The organism is Nonomuraea sp. NPDC003754 (assembly GCF_053605785.1).
The window spans coordinates 112,771-131,598 of the sequence record NZ_JBSGJX010000025.1; the positions used below are offsets into that span (position 1 = coordinate 112,771).

17 protein-coding genes are annotated in these 18,828 nt (G+C 71.7%); 12 read left to right on the forward strand and 5 right to left on the reverse strand.

Annotated elements, in window-relative coordinates:
* Positions 1-74 precede the first annotated feature (74 nt).
* The 4 genes from ACWEVS_RS28375 to ACWEVS_RS28390 all read left to right on the forward strand — a co-directional run bounded on the left by ACWEVS_RS28375 (position 75) and on the right by ACWEVS_RS28390 (position 4,597).
* A complete protein-coding gene (locus tag ACWEVS_RS28375; RefSeq protein WP_452554053.1) occupies positions 75-1,505 on the forward strand; it encodes an alpha/beta hydrolase family protein in 1,431 nt (476 codons plus the stop codon).
* Between the two features lie 106 nt (positions 1,506-1,611).
* Entirely contained in the window at positions 1,612-3,543 is a 1,932-nt protein-coding gene (locus ACWEVS_RS28380; RefSeq protein WP_452554054.1) for a fumarylacetoacetate hydrolase family protein, read from the forward strand.
* A complete protein-coding gene (locus tag ACWEVS_RS28385; RefSeq protein ID WP_452416110.1) occupies positions 3,540-4,154 on the forward strand; it encodes a DUF2867 domain-containing protein in 615 nt (204 codons plus the stop codon). The genes ACWEVS_RS28380 and ACWEVS_RS28385 overlap by 4 nt, the downstream gene beginning before the upstream one ends.
* The gene (locus tag ACWEVS_RS28390; protein ID WP_452416112.1) at positions 4,151-4,597 is read left to right on the forward strand and encodes a hypothetical protein; all 447 of its coding nucleotides are present in this window, start codon (positions 4,151-4,153) and stop codon (positions 4,595-4,597) included. Before ACWEVS_RS28385 ends, ACWEVS_RS28390 begins: the two co-directional genes overlap by 4 nt.
* 70 nt (positions 4,598-4,667) lie before the next feature.
* Here the strand turns inward: ACWEVS_RS28390 and ACWEVS_RS28395 are convergent, their stop codons facing one another.
* Positions 4,668-5,948: an MFS transporter gene (locus tag ACWEVS_RS28395; protein ID WP_452554055.1), complete on the reverse strand. Its 1,281-nt coding sequence runs from the start codon at positions 5,946-5,948 to the stop codon at positions 4,668-4,670.
* Positions 5,945-7,174: an aminotransferase class V-fold PLP-dependent enzyme gene (locus ACWEVS_RS28400; RefSeq protein ID WP_452554056.1), complete on the reverse strand. Its 1,230-nt coding sequence runs from the start codon at positions 7,172-7,174 to the stop codon at positions 5,945-5,947. Before ACWEVS_RS28400 ends, ACWEVS_RS28395 begins: the two co-directional genes overlap by 4 nt.
* Between ACWEVS_RS28400 and ACWEVS_RS28405 the strand changes: the two genes are divergently transcribed.
* From ACWEVS_RS28405 to ACWEVS_RS28415, 3 genes are all read left to right on the forward strand, one after another.
* Positions 7,173-8,564 carry an aminotransferase-like domain-containing protein gene (locus tag ACWEVS_RS28405; RefSeq protein ID WP_452554057.1) on the forward strand — a complete coding sequence of 464 codons (1,392 nt, stop codon included), beginning with the start codon at positions 7,173-7,175 and terminating at the stop codon, positions 8,562-8,564. The two genes, ACWEVS_RS28400 and ACWEVS_RS28405, sit on opposite strands and share 2 nt — an antisense overlap.
* Before the next feature lie 250 nt (positions 8,565-8,814).
* Positions 8,815-11,508: a DNRLRE domain-containing protein gene (locus ACWEVS_RS28410; RefSeq protein ID WP_452554058.1), complete on the forward strand. Its 2,694-nt coding sequence runs from the start codon at positions 8,815-8,817 to the stop codon at positions 11,506-11,508.
* Positions 11,505-11,951: a hypothetical protein gene (locus ACWEVS_RS28415; protein ID WP_449923556.1), complete on the forward strand. Its 447-nt coding sequence runs from the start codon at positions 11,505-11,507 to the stop codon at positions 11,949-11,951. Before ACWEVS_RS28410 ends, ACWEVS_RS28415 begins: the two co-directional genes overlap by 4 nt.
* A gap of 76 nt (positions 11,952-12,027) precedes the next feature.
* Here the strand turns inward: ACWEVS_RS28415 and ACWEVS_RS28420 are convergent, their stop codons facing one another.
* Complete coding sequence (locus ACWEVS_RS28420; protein ID WP_452554059.1) at positions 12,028-12,234, reverse strand: hypothetical protein; 207 nt, start codon at positions 12,232-12,234, stop codon at positions 12,028-12,030.
* A 275-nt stretch (positions 12,235-12,509) separates the two neighbouring features.
* Positions 12,510-13,142: a TetR/AcrR family transcriptional regulator gene (locus ACWEVS_RS28425; RefSeq protein WP_452554060.1), complete on the reverse strand. Its 633-nt coding sequence runs from the start codon at positions 13,140-13,142 to the stop codon at positions 12,510-12,512.
* A 122-nt stretch (positions 13,143-13,264) separates the two neighbouring features.
* On the opposite strand from ACWEVS_RS28425, the gene ACWEVS_RS28430 reads away from it, so the two are divergent.
* The 4 genes from ACWEVS_RS28430 to ACWEVS_RS28445 all read left to right on the forward strand — a co-directional run bounded on the left by ACWEVS_RS28430 (position 13,265) and on the right by ACWEVS_RS28445 (position 16,691).
* Positions 13,265-14,494: an NAD(P)/FAD-dependent oxidoreductase gene (locus ACWEVS_RS28430; protein WP_452554061.1), complete on the forward strand. Its 1,230-nt coding sequence runs from the start codon at positions 13,265-13,267 to the stop codon at positions 14,492-14,494.
* 56 nt (positions 14,495-14,550) lie between these two features.
* The gene (locus ACWEVS_RS28435; RefSeq protein WP_452554062.1) at positions 14,551-15,765 is read left to right on the forward strand and encodes a cytochrome P450; all 1,215 of its coding nucleotides are present in this window, start codon (positions 14,551-14,553) and stop codon (positions 15,763-15,765) included.
* Between the two features lie 40 nt (positions 15,766-15,805).
* Positions 15,806-16,006 (forward strand): ferredoxin, encoded by a 201-nt coding sequence (locus ACWEVS_RS28440; protein ID WP_452554063.1) that lies wholly within the window; start codon positions 15,806-15,808, stop codon positions 16,004-16,006.
* A gap of 289 nt (positions 16,007-16,295) precedes the next feature.
* The gene (locus ACWEVS_RS28445; protein WP_449923570.1) at positions 16,296-16,691 is read left to right on the forward strand and encodes a hypothetical protein; all 396 of its coding nucleotides are present in this window, start codon (positions 16,296-16,298) and stop codon (positions 16,689-16,691) included.
* 30 nt (positions 16,692-16,721) lie between these two features.
* Here ACWEVS_RS28445 and ACWEVS_RS28450 read toward each other — a convergent pair whose 3' ends face one another.
* Positions 16,722-18,050 (reverse strand): serine hydrolase domain-containing protein, encoded by a 1,329-nt coding sequence (locus ACWEVS_RS28450; protein ID WP_452554064.1) that lies wholly within the window; start codon positions 18,048-18,050, stop codon positions 16,722-16,724.
* A gap of 225 nt (positions 18,051-18,275) precedes the next feature.
* Here ACWEVS_RS28450 and ACWEVS_RS28455 point away from each other — a divergent pair, with 225 nt between their 5' ends.
* Positions 18,276-18,692 carry a hypothetical protein gene (locus ACWEVS_RS28455; RefSeq protein WP_452416124.1) on the forward strand — a complete coding sequence of 139 codons (417 nt, stop codon included), beginning with the start codon at positions 18,276-18,278 and terminating at the stop codon, positions 18,690-18,692.
* The last annotated feature ends 136 nt before the right edge of the window (positions 18,693-18,828 follow it).

An 18,828-nucleotide genomic window follows, 5' to 3' on the forward strand; every position in this document is an offset into this window, starting at 1 on the left:
TCATACCGGAGTGGCACACGGGTCTGGGCCCTCGAGCCGATGCCGGGCAGGGGTGGCGCGCCAAGAATGATCACATGTCTGTGACGATTCTCGGGCTGTCGCTCGTGGAACTCCTTGCCCTGGTGGCCGCCGTCATGCTGGCGCTGGCCCGCTGGCTCCCGCCCGGCGCGCGCCGGCCGGTCAGGACGGTCGCCGGCGGGGCGCTCGCGCTGTCCGCGGCGGTCCTGGCGGTGCTGGGGATCCGCTGGCAGCTCCTCCCCGTCCTCGCCGGCGGGGCCATGGCGCTCGCGTTGCCCGCGCTCCCTCTGCTGAGACGGCGTGCCGAGCGGCCCGCGTGGCGGGCCCGGTGGTGGATGGCACTGCCGGGGTCGGCGGCCTGCCTGGCCCTGATCGTCGGCGGGGCGGGGGCGGCGTGGGCGCTCCCCCTGCCCGTGTTCCCCGAACCGTCGGGGGCGTACGGGGTCGGCACCACCGTCATCCAGTGGACCGATCCCGACCGCGACGAGATCGCCACGGCCGCGCCCGACGACCGGCGCACCGTCGTGGTGCAGCTCTGGTATCCCGCGCGCGGCAATCCCGAGGGAGCCCGGCGCGCGCGATACCTCGGCCGCACCGAGCAGGAGGCGCGCCTCGTCGCCAACGGCACGGCGGACTACCTCGGTGTGCCCGGCTTCATGCTGGACGAGGCGGTGCGCGCGTACGCGCGCTCGACGCCCGACGCCCCGGTGGCCGACAAGGGCGGGCGGTTCCCCGTCGTGCTGTTCTCCCCCGGGCTGGGCGGCGTGCGCACCCAGAACACCGCCTGGGCCGAGGAACTGGCCAGCCGCGGGTACGTCGTCGCGGCCATCGACCACCCCTACGACTCGGCCGTCGTCACCCTGGACGACGGCCGGACGGTCCGCACCCGGGTCAAGGCGACCGGCGACGACGCGGAGGACACGAGGCGGGCCGCCGGGTGGACGGCGGTCCGGGCCGGCGACCTCAGCTTCGTCCTCACCCAGCTGGGCCGCCTGCACCGCGGCGAGATCCCGGGCCCGCTGACCGGACGGCTGGACACCCGGCGGGTCGCGGCGACCGGCCACTCTCTCGGCGGTGCCGCCGCCCTGCAGGCCGCGCGCCAGGACTCGCGTTTCGCGGCCGTCATCGTCCTGGACGGTTTCCCCCGCGACCCCGCTCCGCGCCCGTTCGACCAGCCCGTGCTCGCGCTCACCCACGAGATCGTGCCGGGCGAGGAGGCGGACTACCTCTCCCGCCTCGCGCAGGTGCTCCAGCTGAGCACGGCGCCGAGCTACCGGCTCACCGTCCCCGGCTCGGCGCACCTCACCTTCACCGACTCCCCGCTGTACCTGCCGCCCCTGCCCTCGCTCGTCGGCTCTTTCGGCCGCGCCGGCGGCCCGCGCGTCACCGTGGCGACCACCGTCGCCTTCCTGGACGCGACGCTCCGCGGCGAGCCGGGCGACCTGGTCGGCACCCTGCGGAGGTACGGCGACCTGACCGCCTACTGACGGAGGCAGGGGGCCCGGCAGACGGACGACCCTGCCATGCCGGATGGCAGAGCAAATGTCTGCAGGTATAGCCTATGTCAACCAACATAGAACTGAGGAGGTTCTCATGCGTTGGGTGACCTATGCGACGGACGCCGGAGACCGCGCCGGGGTGATCGGCGAGGATCGGATCCACCCTGTCGCGCCGGGCGTCAGCCTGATCGAGCTCATCGGCCAGGGCGCGGAAGCGCTGCGCGCGGCAGGGGAAGCGGCGTTGGCCTCACAGGCGCGGACGGTTCCGCTGGCCGAGGCCAGGTTGCGCGCCCCGATCCCGCGCCCGCCCTCGGTCCGCGACTGCCTGTGCTTCCTGGACCACATGCGCAACTGCCAGCAGGCCGCCGGTCAGCCGCGCACGCTCAAGGACACCTGGTACCAGATCCCGGCCTTCTACTTCGCCTGCCCCTCGACCATCACCGGCCCGTACGACGACGTGACGATCTCCCCCGGCAGCGCCTGGTTCGACTTCGAACTGGAGATCGCCGCGGTCATCGGGCCGGGCGGCCGAGACCTCACGCCTGAGCAGGCCGAGGAGCACATCATCGGCTACACCATCTACAACGACTGGTCGGCACGCGATCTGCAGCTGCGCGAGACGCCGCTGGCGATCGGCCAGGCCAAGGGCAAGGACGGCGCGACCACGCTCGGCCCGTTCCTGGTCACCCCCGACGAGCTCGAGCCCTACCGCCGCGACGGCAGGCTCGCCCTGCGGGTCGAGGCCACCGTCAACGGCAGGACCATCGGCTCGGGCCGTACCGACGCCATGGACTGGAGCTTCGGCGAGGTCGTCTCCTACGCCTCTCGCGGCGTGGACCTGGTGCCCGGAGACGTGTTCGGCTCGGGCACGGTCCCCGGCTGCTGCCTCATCGAGCACCTGTCCCTCGCCGATCCGGCCGCCTTCCCCGGCTGGTTGCGGGACGGCGACGTCGTCGAGCTGGTCGTCGAGGGGCTGGGCCGTACGCGCCAGACCGTCCGCGCGTCCGCCGTTCCGCACCCGCTGGCGCCCCGGCACAACCCCGACCGGCGGCCTTCACCCCCGCGCGTCAACCGCGCCCCGTCGAGGCTGCCCTACACGCGCGGGCTGCACGAGGTGGGCGCGGGCGTGTGGGCCTGGCTGCTGCCCGACGGCGGGTACGGCTGGAGCAACGCGGGACTGGTCGCGGGCGAGGGCGCCTCCCTCCTGGTCGACACCCTGTTCGACCTGCCGCTGACCGCCGAGATGCTCGACGCCATGCGCCCTATCACCGATCGGCACCCGCTCACCCACGCCGTCATCAGCCACTCCAACGGCGACCACACCCACGGCAACCAGCTGCTGGGCGAGCGCGTCCAGATCATCGCCGCCGAGGCCACCTGCACGGAGATGCGGCACGAGATGCCCCCCGAGATGCTGACCGCCGCCCAGGTCGTGGACATCGGCCCGGCGACCCCCTACTTCCGCGAGCGCTTCGGCGCCTTCGACTTCAGCGGCATCCGCCTGCGGCTGCCCGACCTGACCTATGACCGGGAGCTCACCCTGGACATCGGCGGCCGCGAGGTGCGCGTGCTGAACCTCGGCCCCGCCCACACCGCCGCCGACTCCGTCGTGCACGTGCCGGACGCGGGCGTGCTCTTCGCGGGCGACCTGCTGTTCGTCGGCTGCACCCCGATCGTGTGGAGCGGCCCGATCGCCAACTGGATCGCCGCCTGCGACCGGATGATCGCCACCGGCGCCGACACGATCGTCCCCGGCCACGGCCCGGTCACCGACCCCGACGGGATCCGCGCGGTGCGCGGCTACCTCACCCACGTGGTCGAGCAGGCGGACGCCGCCCACGCCCGCGGACTGTCCTTCGCCGAGGCGGTCGAGGCGGTGGACCTGGCCGAGTACGCCACCTGGCTGGACGCCGAGCGGATCGTGGTCAACCTTCACCGCCGCTACCGCGAACTCGACCCCACCGCCACACCTGTCCTGGACCAGATGACGCTGATGGCCATGATGGCCGCAAGAGCGCTCTCGTGAGGCTGCCGAAGACCGCGCACGCCTCCCTCCCGTGGCGTATCCACGAACTCGCGGGTGACTTCTCGATCGAGGACGTGTGGTCGTTCCGCACCCCCGGAGCCGGGCCTGACGACTTCCCGGCGATGCTGGCGGCGATGCGGACGTTCGGCGGGATCGCGGGACAGACCGGGCCGGTGCGGTTCCTGTTCGCCCTCCGGTGGAAGCTCGGCGCCCTGTTCGGCTGGGACGACCCCTCAGCGGGCGTCGGTGCGCGGGTCGCCTCGCTCCGCGACCGCCTGCCCGCCGACATCCGCGACGCCCCCCGCGGCCCGGACGACGACCGCATGCCCCTCAAAGCGGTCTACGAGCTCGACATGGAGGCCGCTCGCGAGCTGGCGAACAAGACCGTGCACACCGTGATGCATCTCGGCTGGGTCCAAGGAGCCGGCCGCGACCACGAGCTGCGGATGACCGTCCTCGTCAAGCCCAACGGGTGGTTCGGGCGGCTGTACATGGCCGCCATCGCGCCGTTCCGCTACCTCATCGTCTACCCGGCTATGACCCGGCAATGGGAGCGAGCCTGGCGCGACCGCGACCGCGCGGGGGCCGGGTACGAAGAAGGGACATCATGATGAACTCCAGGAAGCGGCTGCTCCGCTGGGCGAGCGCGATCATGCTCGTGCTGGGAACGGGGCATCTGTTCTTGCTGGCGCTCATGGCCTGGCAGGACGTCACCGGCTGGGTGGACCGGGGGCTGTGGGCGGCCGTCCCGCTCGTCCTCGCGGAGGGGGGCGCCGTTCCGACGGTGGAGTCCCTGCAGAGCAAGGTCACCTTCTGGGCCGGTCCGGGAGGCTTCGCGGTGCCGCTGATCGTCTTGGGTTGCCTGACGTGGCACCTCGCCGGACGCGGGGTGGCGGTGCCCGCCGGAATCGGCTGGGGCATCGCGACGTGGTGCCTGCTGGGCGGCGTCCTTCTCGTTCCGTCCCCGTTCTTCGCCGGGACCGTCTCCGGGATCCTCATCGTCGTGGCGGCACGGAAGAAGGACCGGTCGGGAGCAACCCCGGACCTGGCGTGACGGGCGCCCCAGCCGACCCCGCACCCTCCGGAAGCCGGCCCGGAGAACGGCGGGGTGGCAGAGGTTCGCGCTACGCGAGCGCCGGCCGGTCGCCCGGCCGGGTGTCCACCGGGTCCGGCGTGGGCGCCGGCATCTCGCGCAGCCGGCTCACCGGCGAGACGAACAGGCCGACGACCACGGCGGCCGAGGCGGCGGCGGCCACCGCCAGAGCGGCATGCGCGCCGACCGCCCCGGCGAGCAGGCCCGCGCACAGGCCGCCCAGCGCGCCGCCGCCGAACAGCAGCGTGCGGAACACCGCGGTCATCCGGCCCATCATCGAGGGAGGGGTGACGGTCTGCCGCAGGCTGACGATGATGACCCCGGCGACGCCGAGCCCCAGGTAGGTGGTGAAGAAGGACAGCGTGAACAGCGCCGTCATCACCGGCGGGGGCCCGGCGGCCACGACGACCAGCGTGGGCCCGAGCAGCAGGGCCGACTGGGCGGCGAGGTAGACCCGGCCGACGGGGAATCGGCTGATCACCTTGCGGGAGATCAGCGAGCCGACGAGCCCGCCCACGGACGCCGTGGCCAGGATGCCGCCCAGCGTGGCGGGCTCCAGCCCCGCCTCGCGCGTGCCGTACAGCAGGAACATGGTCCACACGGTGACCATCGAGAAGTTGCAGCAGAACCCGACGATCGCCAGCCAGCGCAGGACGGGGTCGGCCAGCACCCAGCGCAGCCCCTCGCGCAGCTCCCTGCCGAGGTGGCGTTCCCGCGGCGCCGGGCGAGGTTCCCTGGTACGGATCAGCAGCAGGGAGATCACCGAGGCCAGGTAGCTGCACGCGTCCACCACCAGCGCCACCGGCGCCGTCAGCGCGCCGACCAGCACGCCCGCCAGGCCGGGACCGGCGACCTCCGCCGCGGACGAGCTGACACCCATCCTGGCACTGGCCTCCACGTAGTGTTTCGGATCCCGGACCAGCGTGGGCACGTAGGACATCCAGCTCACGTCGAACAGCACCGAGGCGACGCCGACGGCGCAGGCGATGACCAGTAACACGCCCAGGTCCAGCAGATGCAGGCCGTACAGGGCGGGGATCAGGCCGAGCAGCGCCATCCGGGTGATGTTGGCGCCGAGCATCACCCGGCGGCGCCGGGCCCGGTCGACCCACACCCCGAAGATCAGCGCCAGGCCGAGGTAGGGGACGAGTTGCAGGAAGCGCAGCAGGCCCACCTGCTCGTCGGTGGCGTGGAAGGCGTGGATCGCGGTCAGCGGGAGGGCGAGGTTCGTCACCTGCGTGCCGAGCAGGGAGACCGTCTCGCCGAACCAGAAGCGCAGGAAGTCGTGGTTGCGCCACAGGGCCGAGCTCACCGCGCACCGTCCTTCGCCAGCCCGGCGACCGTGTCGGCCACCCGGTCGACCTCCTCCTCGGTGTTGTAGTAATGCGGCGACAGGCGCAGCGCCCACTCCACGTCCTTGTCGGCGAAGTCGTACTGGGCGAACTCGCGGAAGCTGAGAGCCGAGTTGATGCCGCGGGCGTCCATCGCCGCCTTGAACGGCTGGGGCCGCCACCCCTCGACCTCGAAGGTGACCAGCGCCGCCAGCTCCCGGCCACGGTCCAGCACGCGTACGCCCGGGACGGCGGCCAGCCGGTCGCGCAGGCGGGAGGCGAGCGCCGGGGTGCGCAGGGAGATGCGCTCCAGGCCTACCCCCAGGGCGTAGCGGACGGCCGCCGCGCAGCCGAGCACCGTCGAGTAGGGGAACTCCCACTCCTCGAAACGCGCGGCGCCGTCCACGGGCTCGTAGCGGTCGGCGGCTGTCCACCGCGCGCCGTACATGTCGATGAACAGCGGTTCGTACCCCTGTGCGAGCACGCGGTCGGAGACGTACAGGAAACCGGAGCCGCGCGGCCCGCGAAGGAACTTGCGGCACGTCGCAGTGAGCAGGTCACAGCCGATCTCCTCGACATCGACGGGGTACTGGCCGACCGACTGGCAGGCGTCCACCAGGTAGAGCAGGTCGAGCTCGCGGCAGTGCCCGCCGATCTCCGCGACCGGCTGGACCAGGCCGGAGTTGGTGGGCACATGGGTCGCGGCGACCAGCCGTGGCCGCCTGGCACGCATCATCGCGGCCATCGCCGCCACGTCCACGCCGCCGCCGTCGGGATGGTCGGGCGCGTGCGCGATCTCCACGCCGAACCGCCTGCGCAGCGCCATGAAGGCGATCTGGTTGGAGATGAAGTCGTTGCGCGTGGTCAGGATGACGTCGCCGGGCTCGAAGGGGATGGCCGACAGGGCCTTGCTGTAGGCGTGGGTGGCGCTGCCCGCGAAGGCGACGTTCTCCGGCCGGCAGCCGATCAGGTCGGCGATCGAACCGTAGAAGTCGCGCACCTGGGCGGCGCGGGCGGCGGAGGCCTCGTAGCCGCCGATGGCCGCCTCGAGCTTCAGGTGGTCGACCATCGCCTCGAGCGCCGGCGTGGGGAGCAGGCCGCAGCCGGCGTTGTTGAAGTGGATGACCTGCTCGCAGCCGGGGGCGTCGGCCCGGAGCGCCTGCAGCGCTTCACCACTGAAGGGGAAAGCGTTACTCTTGTCTCTCATGTCCGAGAGTAGCATTACTGAGCGGCTTGTCGTGAGCCTCCGCGCGGAGATCGACGGGCTCGCCCCCGGCGACCGGCTGCCCAGCGCTCGCGAACTGGTGCGCCGCCACGGGGTGAGCCCGGTGACGGTGACCCGCGCCTTCGCGCTCCTGGCGGCCGAGGGCACCGTGGTGACCCGCCCGGGCAGCGGCACCTTCGTCGCCCAGCGGCGGGCCCCCTCCGGTACGGCACCCGCCGACACCTCCTGGCAGGCGGTGGCGCTGGGCGACCGCAGCGTGGACACCGCGCGGGTGAGCCACCTGCTCGGCCCGCCGCCGCCCGGCGCGATCACGATGTCGGGCGGCTACCTGCACCGCTCGCTCCAGCCGACCAGGCCGCTCGCCGCCGCGCTGGCCAGGGCCTCCCGCCGTCCCGACGCCTGGGACCGCGCCCCCGCCGAGGGGCTGGCGCCGCTGCGCGCCGTCTTCGCCCGCCTGGCCGCCGCCGACCCCGAAGACGTGCTCGTCACCGGCGGCGGCCAGGGCGCGTTGTCGATGGCGTTCCGCGCCATCGCCCCGCCGGGCAGCCCGGTCCTGGTGGAGTCGCCCACCTACCCAGGAGCCCTGAGCGCCGCCAGGGCCGCCGGCCTGCGACCGGTGCCGGTGCCGATGGACGCCGACGGCATCCGCCCCGACCTGCTGGCCGAGGCGTTCGCCATGACCGGCGCCCGGCTGCTGTACTGCCAGCCGACCTTCCACAACCCCACCGGCGCCGTCCTGTCGCCCGAGCGGCGCCGCCAGGTGGTCGAGGTGGCCCGCGCGAGTGGCGCCTTCGTCCTGGAGGACGACTTCGCCCGCCTGCTCGGCCACGGCGGACCAGCCCCCCGCCCGCTGGTCGCCGACGACCGCGACGGCACCGTGGTGTACACGACGTCCCTGACCAAGCCGGCCTCGCCCAGCCTGCGCATCGGCGCGCTCGTCGCCAGAGGCCCGGTGATGGCCAGGTTGCGCGCGATGCGGCTGGTCGACGACTTCTTCATCGCCCGGCCGCTGCAGGAGGCCACGATCGAGCTGGTCAGCACGCCCGCCTGGGACCGGCACCTCCGCGCGCTGTCGGCGGCGCTGCGCGAGCGCTGCGCCGCACTGGCCGCCGCGCTGGCCGAACACGTGCCGGGCTGGCGCGTCACCCGCGTCCCCGCCGGGGGCCTGCACCTGTGGGTCGAGACCGGCCGCTCCCCCGATGCCGCCGAGGTGAGCAGGCGGTACGGCGTGGCCGTCGAACCCGGCCAGGACTTCTTCGCCGCCGAGGCGCCGGGACAGTTCGTCAGGCTGAGCTTCGCGGCCGCGGCCGGTCTGGAGGATCTCGCCGAAGGCGCGCGACGCCTCGGCTCGGCCACGCGGCCTGACGCCTGATGATCAGGCGTCAGGCCCTGGAGCGCGCCGCCGGCAGTTCGGCCAGGACGGTCAGGAGCAGCCGGCGCTCCCGCTCGTCCTGGCGGGCCTGCCGGCCGTAGCCGCCGCCGTGTGCCGCCACGTCGCCGTGGCGCTCATCTATCTGGACTCAGGTGGTGAATACGGCCCGCAGGTAGACGCTCGTGATCAAATCCGCTCATTACAGCAGCCTTGACAATAATTGACGCACGAAAGACCATGATCAGGCTCCTTGATCACCAACTTCTGGAGGAGAACCCTGGTGAGGCGATCGTCCTCGGTCATCCTTGTCGCCAGCACGGTGGCGACGCTGACCACGGCACAGGAGTTACCTGCGGCCGCGAGCCCGACCCCGAACCCAGCGTCCACAGCAACGCAGACCCCGCCACCTGGTGAGATGCTCGGCGCCGCGGCCCAGAACCGCCGCGTCACCCGACAGCCTGATGGGCGCCTGACCATCGAAACATGGACCCAGCCAGTGCGTGTACAACGCGACGGAGCCTGGCAGTGGATCGACCCGACACTCGTGGAAGCGGACGGTGTACTGCGCCCCAAGGTCACCGCAACGCAGGTCGAGTTCACCTCTGGCGGCGCCGGCAAACCACTGGCGACGCTAACGGCCCCGGACAACAAGCAGATCACCTTCACCTGGCCGACCACCCTGGCCCGACCGACAGTCACCGGCGGCAAAGCCACCTACGACGGTGCGGCGGGGCCCGGCTCGTCGCTGGTCGTCACAGCGCTGGCCACCGGCTTCCGCTGGGAACTCATACTCAAGACTCGCCCGTCGAAGAAGGCCACCTTCACGCTTCCTCTTCAGGCACGCGACCTCACGATCCAGCCAGGCAGGAACGGCGCCGCCACCATCGTCGACCACGAAGGCCGCGAAGTCGCACGGTCTACTCCGGTCTCCATACGATCCTCATCGACACCCGGCCACCGTGCGATCTCCGCCAAGACGACGGCGCAGGCCCTGACCGTCGAACCGGACGCTGCGCTCTTGGCCGACCCGAAGATGAAGTACCCGATCACCATCGGTGCCACCGTCGACACCAGGGCCCACAGCGACGTGGACATCAGTGACGCGGGAACCCCGTCAGACCCAGGCGCGGCCACGCTCACGGCAGGCCGCATCTTCGGCGTCCTCAACCGCTCCTACCTGAGGTTCGACAGTACAGCGCTGGCCGGCCAGGACGTTGTGGACGCCAAGCTGACACTGACCAACACCGACGGCCCCGGATGCGGAGAGACCGCCAGTGGCATTCAGGTACGCCGCGTGACGAGCGGCTGGGACGCGACCACGCTCACGTGGAGCACGGCGCCGTCCTCCACAGCCGAGGGCGCGAGGACCATCACCCAGTCCTACGGCCCGGATTGCGGCATCGGCCCGCTGGAGTGGCCGATCATCGACATCGCCAAGGCCTGGGCGGCAGGCGAACCCAACTACGGCGTGCTGCTGCAGGCTCCCGACGAGACCGGCTCCGACGACGATTACCGGATGCTGGCCTCCACCGAGTACGGCTCGCCGGATCTGACTCCCAAGATCACCGTGACGGCTCAGCCGGCGCCCGGCCCCACCGTGGTAAGCCCCGCCGGACCCGACGGCGTCGAGGTGTTCACCGCCCCCCCGGCGTGGAAGCTCGACTCGCTGCCCGTCTCGACGACCGACACGCACGCCTTGAACGGCGCATACGACCGGGCCCAAGCCAACGCCGCCACCCTGGCGCCGCCTTACTTCGATCCTGCGACCGGAAAGGTCGTGGCGCCGGCGACACCGGCCGGAAAAGACATCGCAGGCCGGCTACTCACCGGCACTGCGACAGCCAACGGCGACGCCGACGAGACCATCCCCGGCGTTCCTGCCCCCGACGAATCGGCAGTAGCCCAAGCCCGCCTTGTGGCTCCCGAGGAGACCGCCTATTCGATCACTCCGACGGTCGTCGAGGTCGCCAACAGCTACCAGGCCCTCAATACCGTCGTCGATGAGGTCCTCGACCTCGACGACACGATCCCGGCAGGCACCAAGCTGTTCGCCACCCACATATGGCCTGAGCGTAACCTCGTCGTGGTGCAGTCCACCGACGCCTCCCCAGCGTTGCGCAAGGCACTCGCCGATCGGTACGGCACCTACAACGTCGCCATCTGGCTGCAAACGGAGGCTGAACGCCTCGGCCTCATCGGCCACCTCAGCGGCCAGACAATGGGCTCTGCCGTCGCCGAAACCCGGCAGAGCGACGTCGGCAAGGTCGACGGTGGGGCCAAGTTCTTCGCGACCACCGAAAACCCCGGCAAGCTGAAGGAGTGCACGACCGGATTCACGATGGGCAGCGGGACCGACAAGCTGGTGGTGACAGCCGGCCACTGCCTTCCCAGGCAAGGCGGCGACACGGACGCAGGTCCCGCCCGGTGGTCCAACTGGCAACCCGGAACGGGCACGGTAATACTCCCCGGCCAACCGACGTATTACGGCGATCTGGGCCTGATCTACGCGGATATCCGCGGCACGAACCCCAAAATCTTCATCGGCGCCGAGAACTCCACCGAAAAGCGATATGTCACCGGACGCTTCTCGATCCCTGCCAAGGAAAACGACCAATACTGCACTGGTGGATTCAGCACCGGCCAGATCTGCCGATGGAAGGTTACCGACATCGCATGGAAGGTCGACATGAAAGACTTCACCACCGGCGCGTCCACAGGGACGACGCGCTGGGTTCAGGTGGGTAAGAAGCGCGGCAGGTGTGTGATCGGCGGCGACTCGGGCGGCCCGGTATACACCTTCCGCCCTGACGGTACCGTCGTGGCCAAGGGGATCACCAGCGGTTCCAACACCAAGACGGAACGGATCAAGGATGTGTGCATTCACACCTTCACCGATTTTCATGACGTCATGAAGGCCGTCGGCAAGGACATCTACAAGAAATGAACCTAGCGAGCCCGTCCTCCTTCCAGCGCGCCGGATGTATCCTCATCCTCGGTGTTGTGACTGCAGCCTGCGCACAGGAGCCAGCCAAACCCTTCGACGCGCAAGTGTCCGTAGTCGAGGTGGCCCCCGGAGGGCGGGCCCTCACCCTGCACGCCAGCGGGATCCAGCAGTCTGACGGCACGATCTGCACCGTGGTTGAACAGGCCGAGGCCATCGAATCACCGACCGGCGTGACCGTGCGGGTATCGCTCCGCCCTGCCTGCCCTGAGTCTTCTGAGCTGCAGGTGGGTACCGGTGTGGACCACGCCGTGCCCGTCGCACTGAAGAAACCTCTGGCTAAACGTAAAGTCTTCAGCCGAACAGGCCAGGAGATCCAAGTCTGCCCCACGACAGCGGGCTCGTTCATCGAGACCATACGACGGTGCAAGGAGAAGCCTCGCTGACGCCGACCTTCCGATAACGGATCACCCGTCTCGGTCCCCACCGACCAGCGGCACGCCGCACCGACCGCCGACGGAATCAGCGCCGACGCCGAGCCTTCGCCAGGCGGGCGCGGCGCGCCCTGGCTTCGACGAGGCCGACGACCTCGCGCAGGTCGGCCAGATCCACCACCTGCGCGACCTCGCGCGCGTCCCGCAACGTCTGCGGCAGGTCCTCCGCCGAGCCGTACGCGTGGTCGAGGGAGGCCCAGTCGATGTCGTCGATGCCGTCGAGGGCGGCCGTCATCCGTGTTCGTCCTTCCCGTCTTCCGACGTGATCGGCGGCCAGCCTAGCCCTCACGACGGCGCCGCCGTGTCCGCTCGTTCGCCGGCGGGTGTGACCGTTCGCCGGCCGGTGTGACCGGGCGTGGCGGGCCTGCCTCCGGCGCCTGGCGCGAGAGGCGCTCCCACAGGCGCATGGCGCGCGGCTTGGCGGGCTCGCCCGTATCGCCGTCGGCGCGCACCTCGATGTCGGCGTCATCGGAGCGGGCGCAGGGCGACGGCCGGGGGCCGGGTCCGGCCTCAGCCGGGCGTGCCGGTGTCTACCTGGTAGAGCGCGTTCAGCAACGGCCAGGTCAGGGCGGCCATCTCGGCGGGGGGCAGCGGACGGCCGCGCCGGAGCCAGTCGGTGGCCACGCCGATGAGCGCGCTGGCGGCGAAGGCGGCGGGAACGTCGTGCGGGATGTCCAGCGGCATGTCGGCGTGCTCGGGGAGGTCGCCGCCGGCGGTGGCCTGCCGTACACGGTGGTGGACGGCCGCGGTGATGCGGCGGCGGATGTGGTCGGCGACGCGCGCGCTGCCCTGCGGCCCCAGCAGGCTGGTGTAGAGCCCGGCGTGCTCGGCGAGGCTGGCGAAGAACGCCACCAGCGACTGGGTCGCGTCCCGCGCCGGGTCGGGCGAGTCGGGACCGGGGGCGGGCAGGGACTCGACCAAGCCGTCGATCATCGCGGTGCAGGCGGCCTCGGCCAGCTCGTGGACGTCCCGGTAGTGGTCGTAGAAGGTCGAGCGGCTCACTCCGGCGTGTTCGGCGACGTCGGCGACGCTGATGCGGGACAGGTCCTGCTCCTCGACGAGCTGGATCAGCGCGCGTGCCAGGGCCGTCTGGGTGCGGCGCACGCGCCGGTCGCCGGTGGGGGTGCTGCTGTCTCTGGCCACGCTTCCCACCCTATCGCCACCCTACACATGCAGGTTTACCTACACATGTAGGGTAATGTGCGTGACGGGACCACCGAAAGGACGCATGACATGCGGACAGCCCTTCACCTGGGCGACGCCTCGTGACCTCGCCCGGGAGCATCCTGATCGTCGGCGCGTCGGCCGCCGGCCTGAGCACGGCCGAGGCGCTGCGGCGGCACGGCCACCAGGGCCGGCTGACGCTGCTGGACGCCGAGCCGCACCTGCCCTACGACCGGCCGCCGCTGTCGAAGCAGGTCCTGGCCGGGGCGTGGGAACCGTCCCGCGCCCGGCTCCGGAACCAGACGCAGCTGGAGGCCCTGCACGCCGAACTCGTGCTGGGCGATCCCGCCATCGCGCTGGACGCGGCTGCCCGCGCCGTCACCACCGCTTCGGGCCGTGTGCTGCGCGGCGACACCCTGGTGATCGCCACCGGTCTCAGCCCCTGCCGGCTCCCCGGCCAGGACGGCCTGGCGGGCGTGCACGTGCTGCGGTCGCTGGACGACGCGCTCGCCCTGCGCCGCCACCTGACCGTCGCCAAGCGGCTCGTGGTCGTGGGCGAGGGGGTGCTCGGCTCGGAGATCGCCGCCACCGCCCGCGCCATGGGACTGGACGTCACCCTCGCCGGGAAGGGCCGCACCCCTCTGGGTGACCACCTCGGCGACGAGGTCGGCGCGATGCTCGCCCAGGCGCACACCGAGCGCGGCGTGCACCTGCGCCTCGGCGCCGCCGTCGAAGAGCTCACCGGCGCCGACGGACAGGTCACCGGGGTACGGCTGGCCACCGGCGAACTCCTTCCCGCCGACGCGGTCGTGGTGGCCGTCGGCTCCCGCCCGGCGACCGGCTGGCTGGACGGCAGCGGGCTCACCCTCGGCGACGGTGTCGTGTGCGACTCGCGCTGCCGCGCCGCCGAAGGCGTCTACGCCGTCGGGGACGTGGCCGCCTGGGAGCACGAGGGGCTCGGCAGGCGGCTGCGCCTGGAGAACCGCACCAACGCCACCGAACAGGCGCAGGTGGTGGCGGCCGACATCCTCGGCGCCGGTCACCCGTACACGCCGATCCCCTACTTCTGGACCGACCAGTACGACATCAGGATCCAGGCCCACGGGCTGCCGTCGCCGGCGGCCGAACTGACCATCGCCGAAGGCGACCCGGCGCAGCACCGCTTCGCCGCCCTCTACCGCGAGGACGGCCGGGTCACCGGCGTCCTCGGCTGGAACATGCCCAAGCAGGCCCGCCTCCTGCGGAGGCAGACCATGCACCAGGCCGTACAGCCGACCACGCACCAGGCCGGGCAGCAGGCCGTGGGCACCCGGCCCGTCGTGTCCGCGTGACAGCGACGAGAAGCACCACCGCAGGCGGTCAACCATCCGTTCAGAGGAGATGCCGAATGAGTCTCGACGAGCAGGTCCTGAACTACCCGATCCCCAGCCACGCGGCGCTTGAGCCGCCCGCTGAATGGGCCGAGCTGCGCGGGCGCTGTCCGGTGGCTCACGTGAAGCTGCCCAGCGGCGACCAGGCGACGCTGCTGACCCGCTACCAGGACGTCAAGCAGGTGCTGGCCGACCCGCGCTTCACCCGCCTGCTGAACGCCCCCGACGCGGCCCGGCTGTCGGCCAACGACGACGGCGGGCTGTTCAGCAGCGAGATGGCGCAGGTCATCCCCGACGGAGGTGAGGAGCACCAGCGCTGGCGGCGCCTGGTCGGCAAGTGGTTCACCGCCAAGCGGATGGCCGCGCTCCGGCCCGCGATGGCGGAGATCGCCGAGCGGCTCATCGACGACATGGTCGAGCGTGGCCGGCCCGGTGACCTCAAGGCAGGCCTCGGCTTCCCGCTGCCCGTGTACGTGATCTGCGACATGCTCGGCGTGCCGGCCGCCGACCGGGACCGGTTCTCGTACTGGTCCGACACCCTGCTGAACCTCACCCGCTACAGCCAGGCCGAGGTCGACGCCGCCCAGGGCGAGTTCGTCGCGTACATGTCCGGACACATCGCGGCCAAGCGGCAGCAGCCTGGCGAGGACCTGCTGAGCGAGCTCATCGCGGCCGGCGGCCCCGAGGACGGCGGGCTGTCCGACGTCCAGCTGCTGGCCACCGGCATGGGGCTGCTGGTCGCCGGCCACGAGACCACCGCCAACATGATCGGCAAGATGGTCTCCATGCTGCTGGCCGACCGCAGCCGGTGGGAGCGGCTGCTGGCCGACCCGTCGCTGGTGCGCACGGCGGTGGAGGAGGCGCTGCGCTTCGACGCCAACCCCGGCTTCGGCCTGCCGCGCTACCTGCGCGACGAGATCGAGGTCGGCGGCACGGTCCTGCCCCGCGGCACCACCGTGGTGTGCAGCATGGCCGCGGCCAACCGCGACGACAGCGCCTTCGACGACGCCGGCGAGATGGACCTCAGCCGCAGCCCGAACCCGCACCTGGCCTTCGGCGCCGGCGCCCACTCCTGCCTGGGCCAGGCGCTGGCCCGCACCGAACTGCAGGTCGTGCTCGAGGTGCTGCTGCGCAGGCTGCCGTCCCTGGAGCTCGCCGTGCCCGTGGAGGACCTGGAGCGCGTGGAAGGGCTGGCGGTCGGCGGGCTGCGCGAGGTCCCGGTCCGCTGGTGACCCGGCACCGCCGAAACCGCCCCGAAGAGAGGAACCAGGTATGAAAGTGACCGTGGACGAGGCCAAGTGCTGCGGCGCGGGCCAGTGCGTGCTGATCGCTCCTGAGGTGTTCGACCAGCGCGACGAGGACGGTGTCGTCGTCCTCTTGGAGCCCGAGCCCGGCGAGGACCAGCACGCCCCGGTGCGGGAGGCCGCCGCCGTCTGCCCGGCCGCCGCCATCGAGCTGAGCGAGGAGCCGTGAGCCCGCGGCCGGCTTGATCTCGTCCGGCATCGTGGACGGCCCGAGCCGACGATCGTGCGCAGGCGCGCAGGCCGCCATCGGCGCGTCGGCCGTCCGCACCCGCTGCGGCCGGGCCTTGGCGGTCTTGCGCATACGGTCACCTTCCGGCTCCGTGACGCCCCGGGTTGAGGCTGTCTGGTGGCCACGGCCCCTCCGGGGTCCGGTCCGTCCAGCGGCGGGATGCTGCGTCAGGACCGCCGGAGCGGTGCGAGAGACTCCAGGCAAACGGAGCGGGCAGGGTGGTGGCGCGTTGCGGGAATCCGCGTGGCGTGAGCTGATGCTGGAGCGTGGACCGGTCGGGCGCTGGCGCTCGGCCCTGGGTACGGCGGCCGCGCTCGTCGGCGAGGAGGTGGTGTTCGCCGCGGACGGGACGGGCCTGTTGCGCTCGTACTCGGCCCTCTTCGGCGAGGACGAGCCGCTTGCGTTCCGGTGGCGGATGGAGGGGCGCGCCCAGGTGCGCATCCTCCTCGTCGGCCCGGAGGAGGAGGGCGAGGAGGACGACGAGGGATTGGTCGTGACCATGGAGTTCCGCCGGCACGATACCGACACCGGCGCCACCACGGTCCTCGCCGAGCCCGGGCGTGATGCCTTCTGGCCGGCGACCTGGCCGCTGGAACCGGTCACGGAACCGCCAGGAGGCGCGTAGCCGGTCGTCGTCAGTCGTCGTCAGTCACTGTCAGTCGCCGTGGCCGGTGGCCGGCGCGGATGGCCGCGGGCTCACCGGCGAGGCGGGTGTCGTGGGCGATACCGGCGACGTGGGCGAGGCGGGTGTCGTGGGCGAGGCGGGTGCGGGCGACGCCGGGGACGCGGGCAGGACGAACACGTGGTCGGGCGTCACGACGCGCGTGACGGCCTGCCCGACGAGGGTGCCGGGTGCCACGCCCTCGTACCGGATGTCGGTGTTGACCAGGGCGACCAGCGTCGCCCGCGCCTCGGGCAGGTAGATCGTCAACGACTCGTAGCCGGGCAGCGAGCCGTTGTGCCCGACCCAGCCGTGCACGGTGAAGATGCCGAGGCCGTAGCCGGTGCCGGGGATTCCCGTCGGGCCCATGGCGAGCCGTTCGGCCTGCGTCTTGGGCGTCAGCAGCGTGCCGGTGGCCACCACGCGGGCCCACGTGCGCAGATCGGGCAGGTCGGAGATCATCGCTCCCGCGGCCCAGCCCCAGGAGGGGTTCCAGTCGGTGGCGTCCTCGACCTCGCCCGAGGCGGTCTGCCTGGTGTAGCCGTGGGCGTGCGGGTTCGGGAAGGCGGCACCGGTCGGGAAGACGGTGTGGCGCAGGCCGGCCGGCGCCACGACGTTCGTCTCGACGAACTCGGGCAGGGGGCGTCCGCCGATCTTCTCCACCACGAGCCCCAGCAGGATCGTGTTGGTGTTGCAGTAGGCGAACGTCTCACCGGGCTGGAACTGCACCGGGTGCTTGAAGGAGTAGGCCAGCAGTTGCCGCGGAGTGAAGGGCCGTTCCGGGTCGGCGAGGAAGGCTTTGACGAAGGCGTCGTCCTCGGTGTAGTTGAACAGTCCGCTGCGCATGCCCGCCAGGTGGCGCAGGGTGATGCGGTCGCCGTTCGGGACTCCGTCCACGTACCTGGCGATCGGGTCGTCGAGACCGAGCTTGCCCCGGTCGACGAGCTGGAGCAGGGCGGTGACGGTGAAGGTCTTGGTCTCGCTGCCGATCCGCATGTACAGGCCCGGGCTCATGGCGACACCGCTCGCCTTGTCGGCGACGCCGAAGGCCCGCACGTACGACCCCTTGCCGGGCGCTGACAGCCCGACGATGACGCCGGGCACCCCGGCCTCCCGCATGACCTGCCGGATCGCGGTGTCCAGCCGCGCGGCGACGGCAGGGGTCAGCTCGGGGAAGTCGGCCCGCCGTGACGGGCCCGGAACCGCCGCGGTCACGAGCGCGGGCATCGCCCCGGCGGGCGCGGTGTAGGCGGGGAAGGCCAGCAGGCCGGCCATCGCCAGCCCTGCGCAGGTTCCGCGCCGAAGCGCCCGTGACCACCTCATGACAGGCCTCCCGCCGCACGAGGACGACACTCCCTACCAGCCTAGGCGTCCCCGACCCTCGCCCGCCCCGAAGTGACGCTCTCACTGTTGGCGGTGAGTTGACCACTCTGGGTAAGAGCCATGTGATCGATGGGGGTATCACCCCGTCCGGGTCGCCGCTCAGGCGATCCCTTCACCACCGGCGGACCCTGGCGGCGCCGCCGGTCGATCGCGAGGGAGCTTCGCGTGGCAGTCATCTCCGATGGCATCTACAAGATCGAGTTCACCCCCGAGCAGCAGCTCACAGCACTCGAGCCCAGGCCGGGGGGCCACCTCTGCCTGCTGCCGCCGGACTCCGGCTACGGGCAGACCTGGCAGGTGAGCAGCGACGGCAACGGTTTCCACACGATCCGCGCCACCGACTCCGAGCTGTACGTGAGCTTCGACGGCGACCCCGACATGCACGAGCTGGCCCTGGTGCTGCCTGAGGCCCGCCCCTGGCGGCTGGCCCCGGCGGCGGAACCCGACACGTTCGTCATCTCCGTCCCCGCGACCCCGATGCGTCTCGGTCTGAGCCTGCTGCGGATCTTCCCGCCCCGGGTGGCGCTGGCGCCCGACTTCGGCGACCCGTACCAGGCCTGGACCTTCATCAAGACCGGCTGAGCCTGCTGACCCGCCGCTCCGGAGGCGGCATTCCGGCTGCTGGGCGGAATTTATTCAGGCCCCTCCTAAGGGTCAACGGAGACACACGGCGCTTCCTCGACCTTTGCCGCTATGACTCTCCGCCCGGCCGGAAAAC

What these genes read in the sequence shown, in the direction of transcription:
- ACWEVS_RS28375 (WP_452554053.1), top strand. Translation starts at nt 75, where the DNA reads ATGTCTGTGACGATTCTCGGGCTGTCGCTCGTGGAACTCCTTGCCCTG.
- ACWEVS_RS28380 (WP_452554054.1), top strand. Translation starts at nt 1,612, where the DNA reads ATGCGTTGGGTGACCTATGCGACGGACGCCGGAGACCGCGCCGGGGTG.
- ACWEVS_RS28390 (WP_452416112.1), top strand. Translation starts at nt 4,151, where the DNA reads ATGATGAACTCCAGGAAGCGGCTGCTCCGCTGGGCGAGCGCGATCATG.
- ACWEVS_RS28405 (WP_452554057.1), top strand. Translation starts at nt 7,173, where the DNA reads ATGTCCGAGAGTAGCATTACTGAGCGGCTTGTCGTGAGCCTCCGCGCG.
- ACWEVS_RS28400 (WP_452554056.1), bottom strand. Translation starts at nt 7,174, where the DNA reads ATGAGAGACAAGAGTAACGCTTTCCCCTTCAGTGGTGAAGCGCTGCAG.
- ACWEVS_RS28415 (WP_449923556.1), top strand. Translation starts at nt 11,505, where the DNA reads ATGAACCTAGCGAGCCCGTCCTCCTTCCAGCGCGCCGGATGTATCCTC.
- ACWEVS_RS28420 (WP_452554059.1), bottom strand. Translation starts at nt 12,234, where the DNA reads ATGACGGCCGCCCTCGACGGCATCGACGACATCGACTGGGCCTCCCTC.
- ACWEVS_RS28435 (WP_452554062.1), top strand. Translation starts at nt 14,551, where the DNA reads ATGAGTCTCGACGAGCAGGTCCTGAACTACCCGATCCCCAGCCACGCG.
- ACWEVS_RS28440 (WP_452554063.1), top strand. Translation starts at nt 15,806, where the DNA reads ATGAAAGTGACCGTGGACGAGGCCAAGTGCTGCGGCGCGGGCCAGTGC.
- ACWEVS_RS28450 (WP_452554064.1), bottom strand. Translation starts at nt 18,050, where the DNA reads ATGAGGTGGTCACGGGCGCTTCGGCGCGGAACCTGCGCAGGGCTGGCG.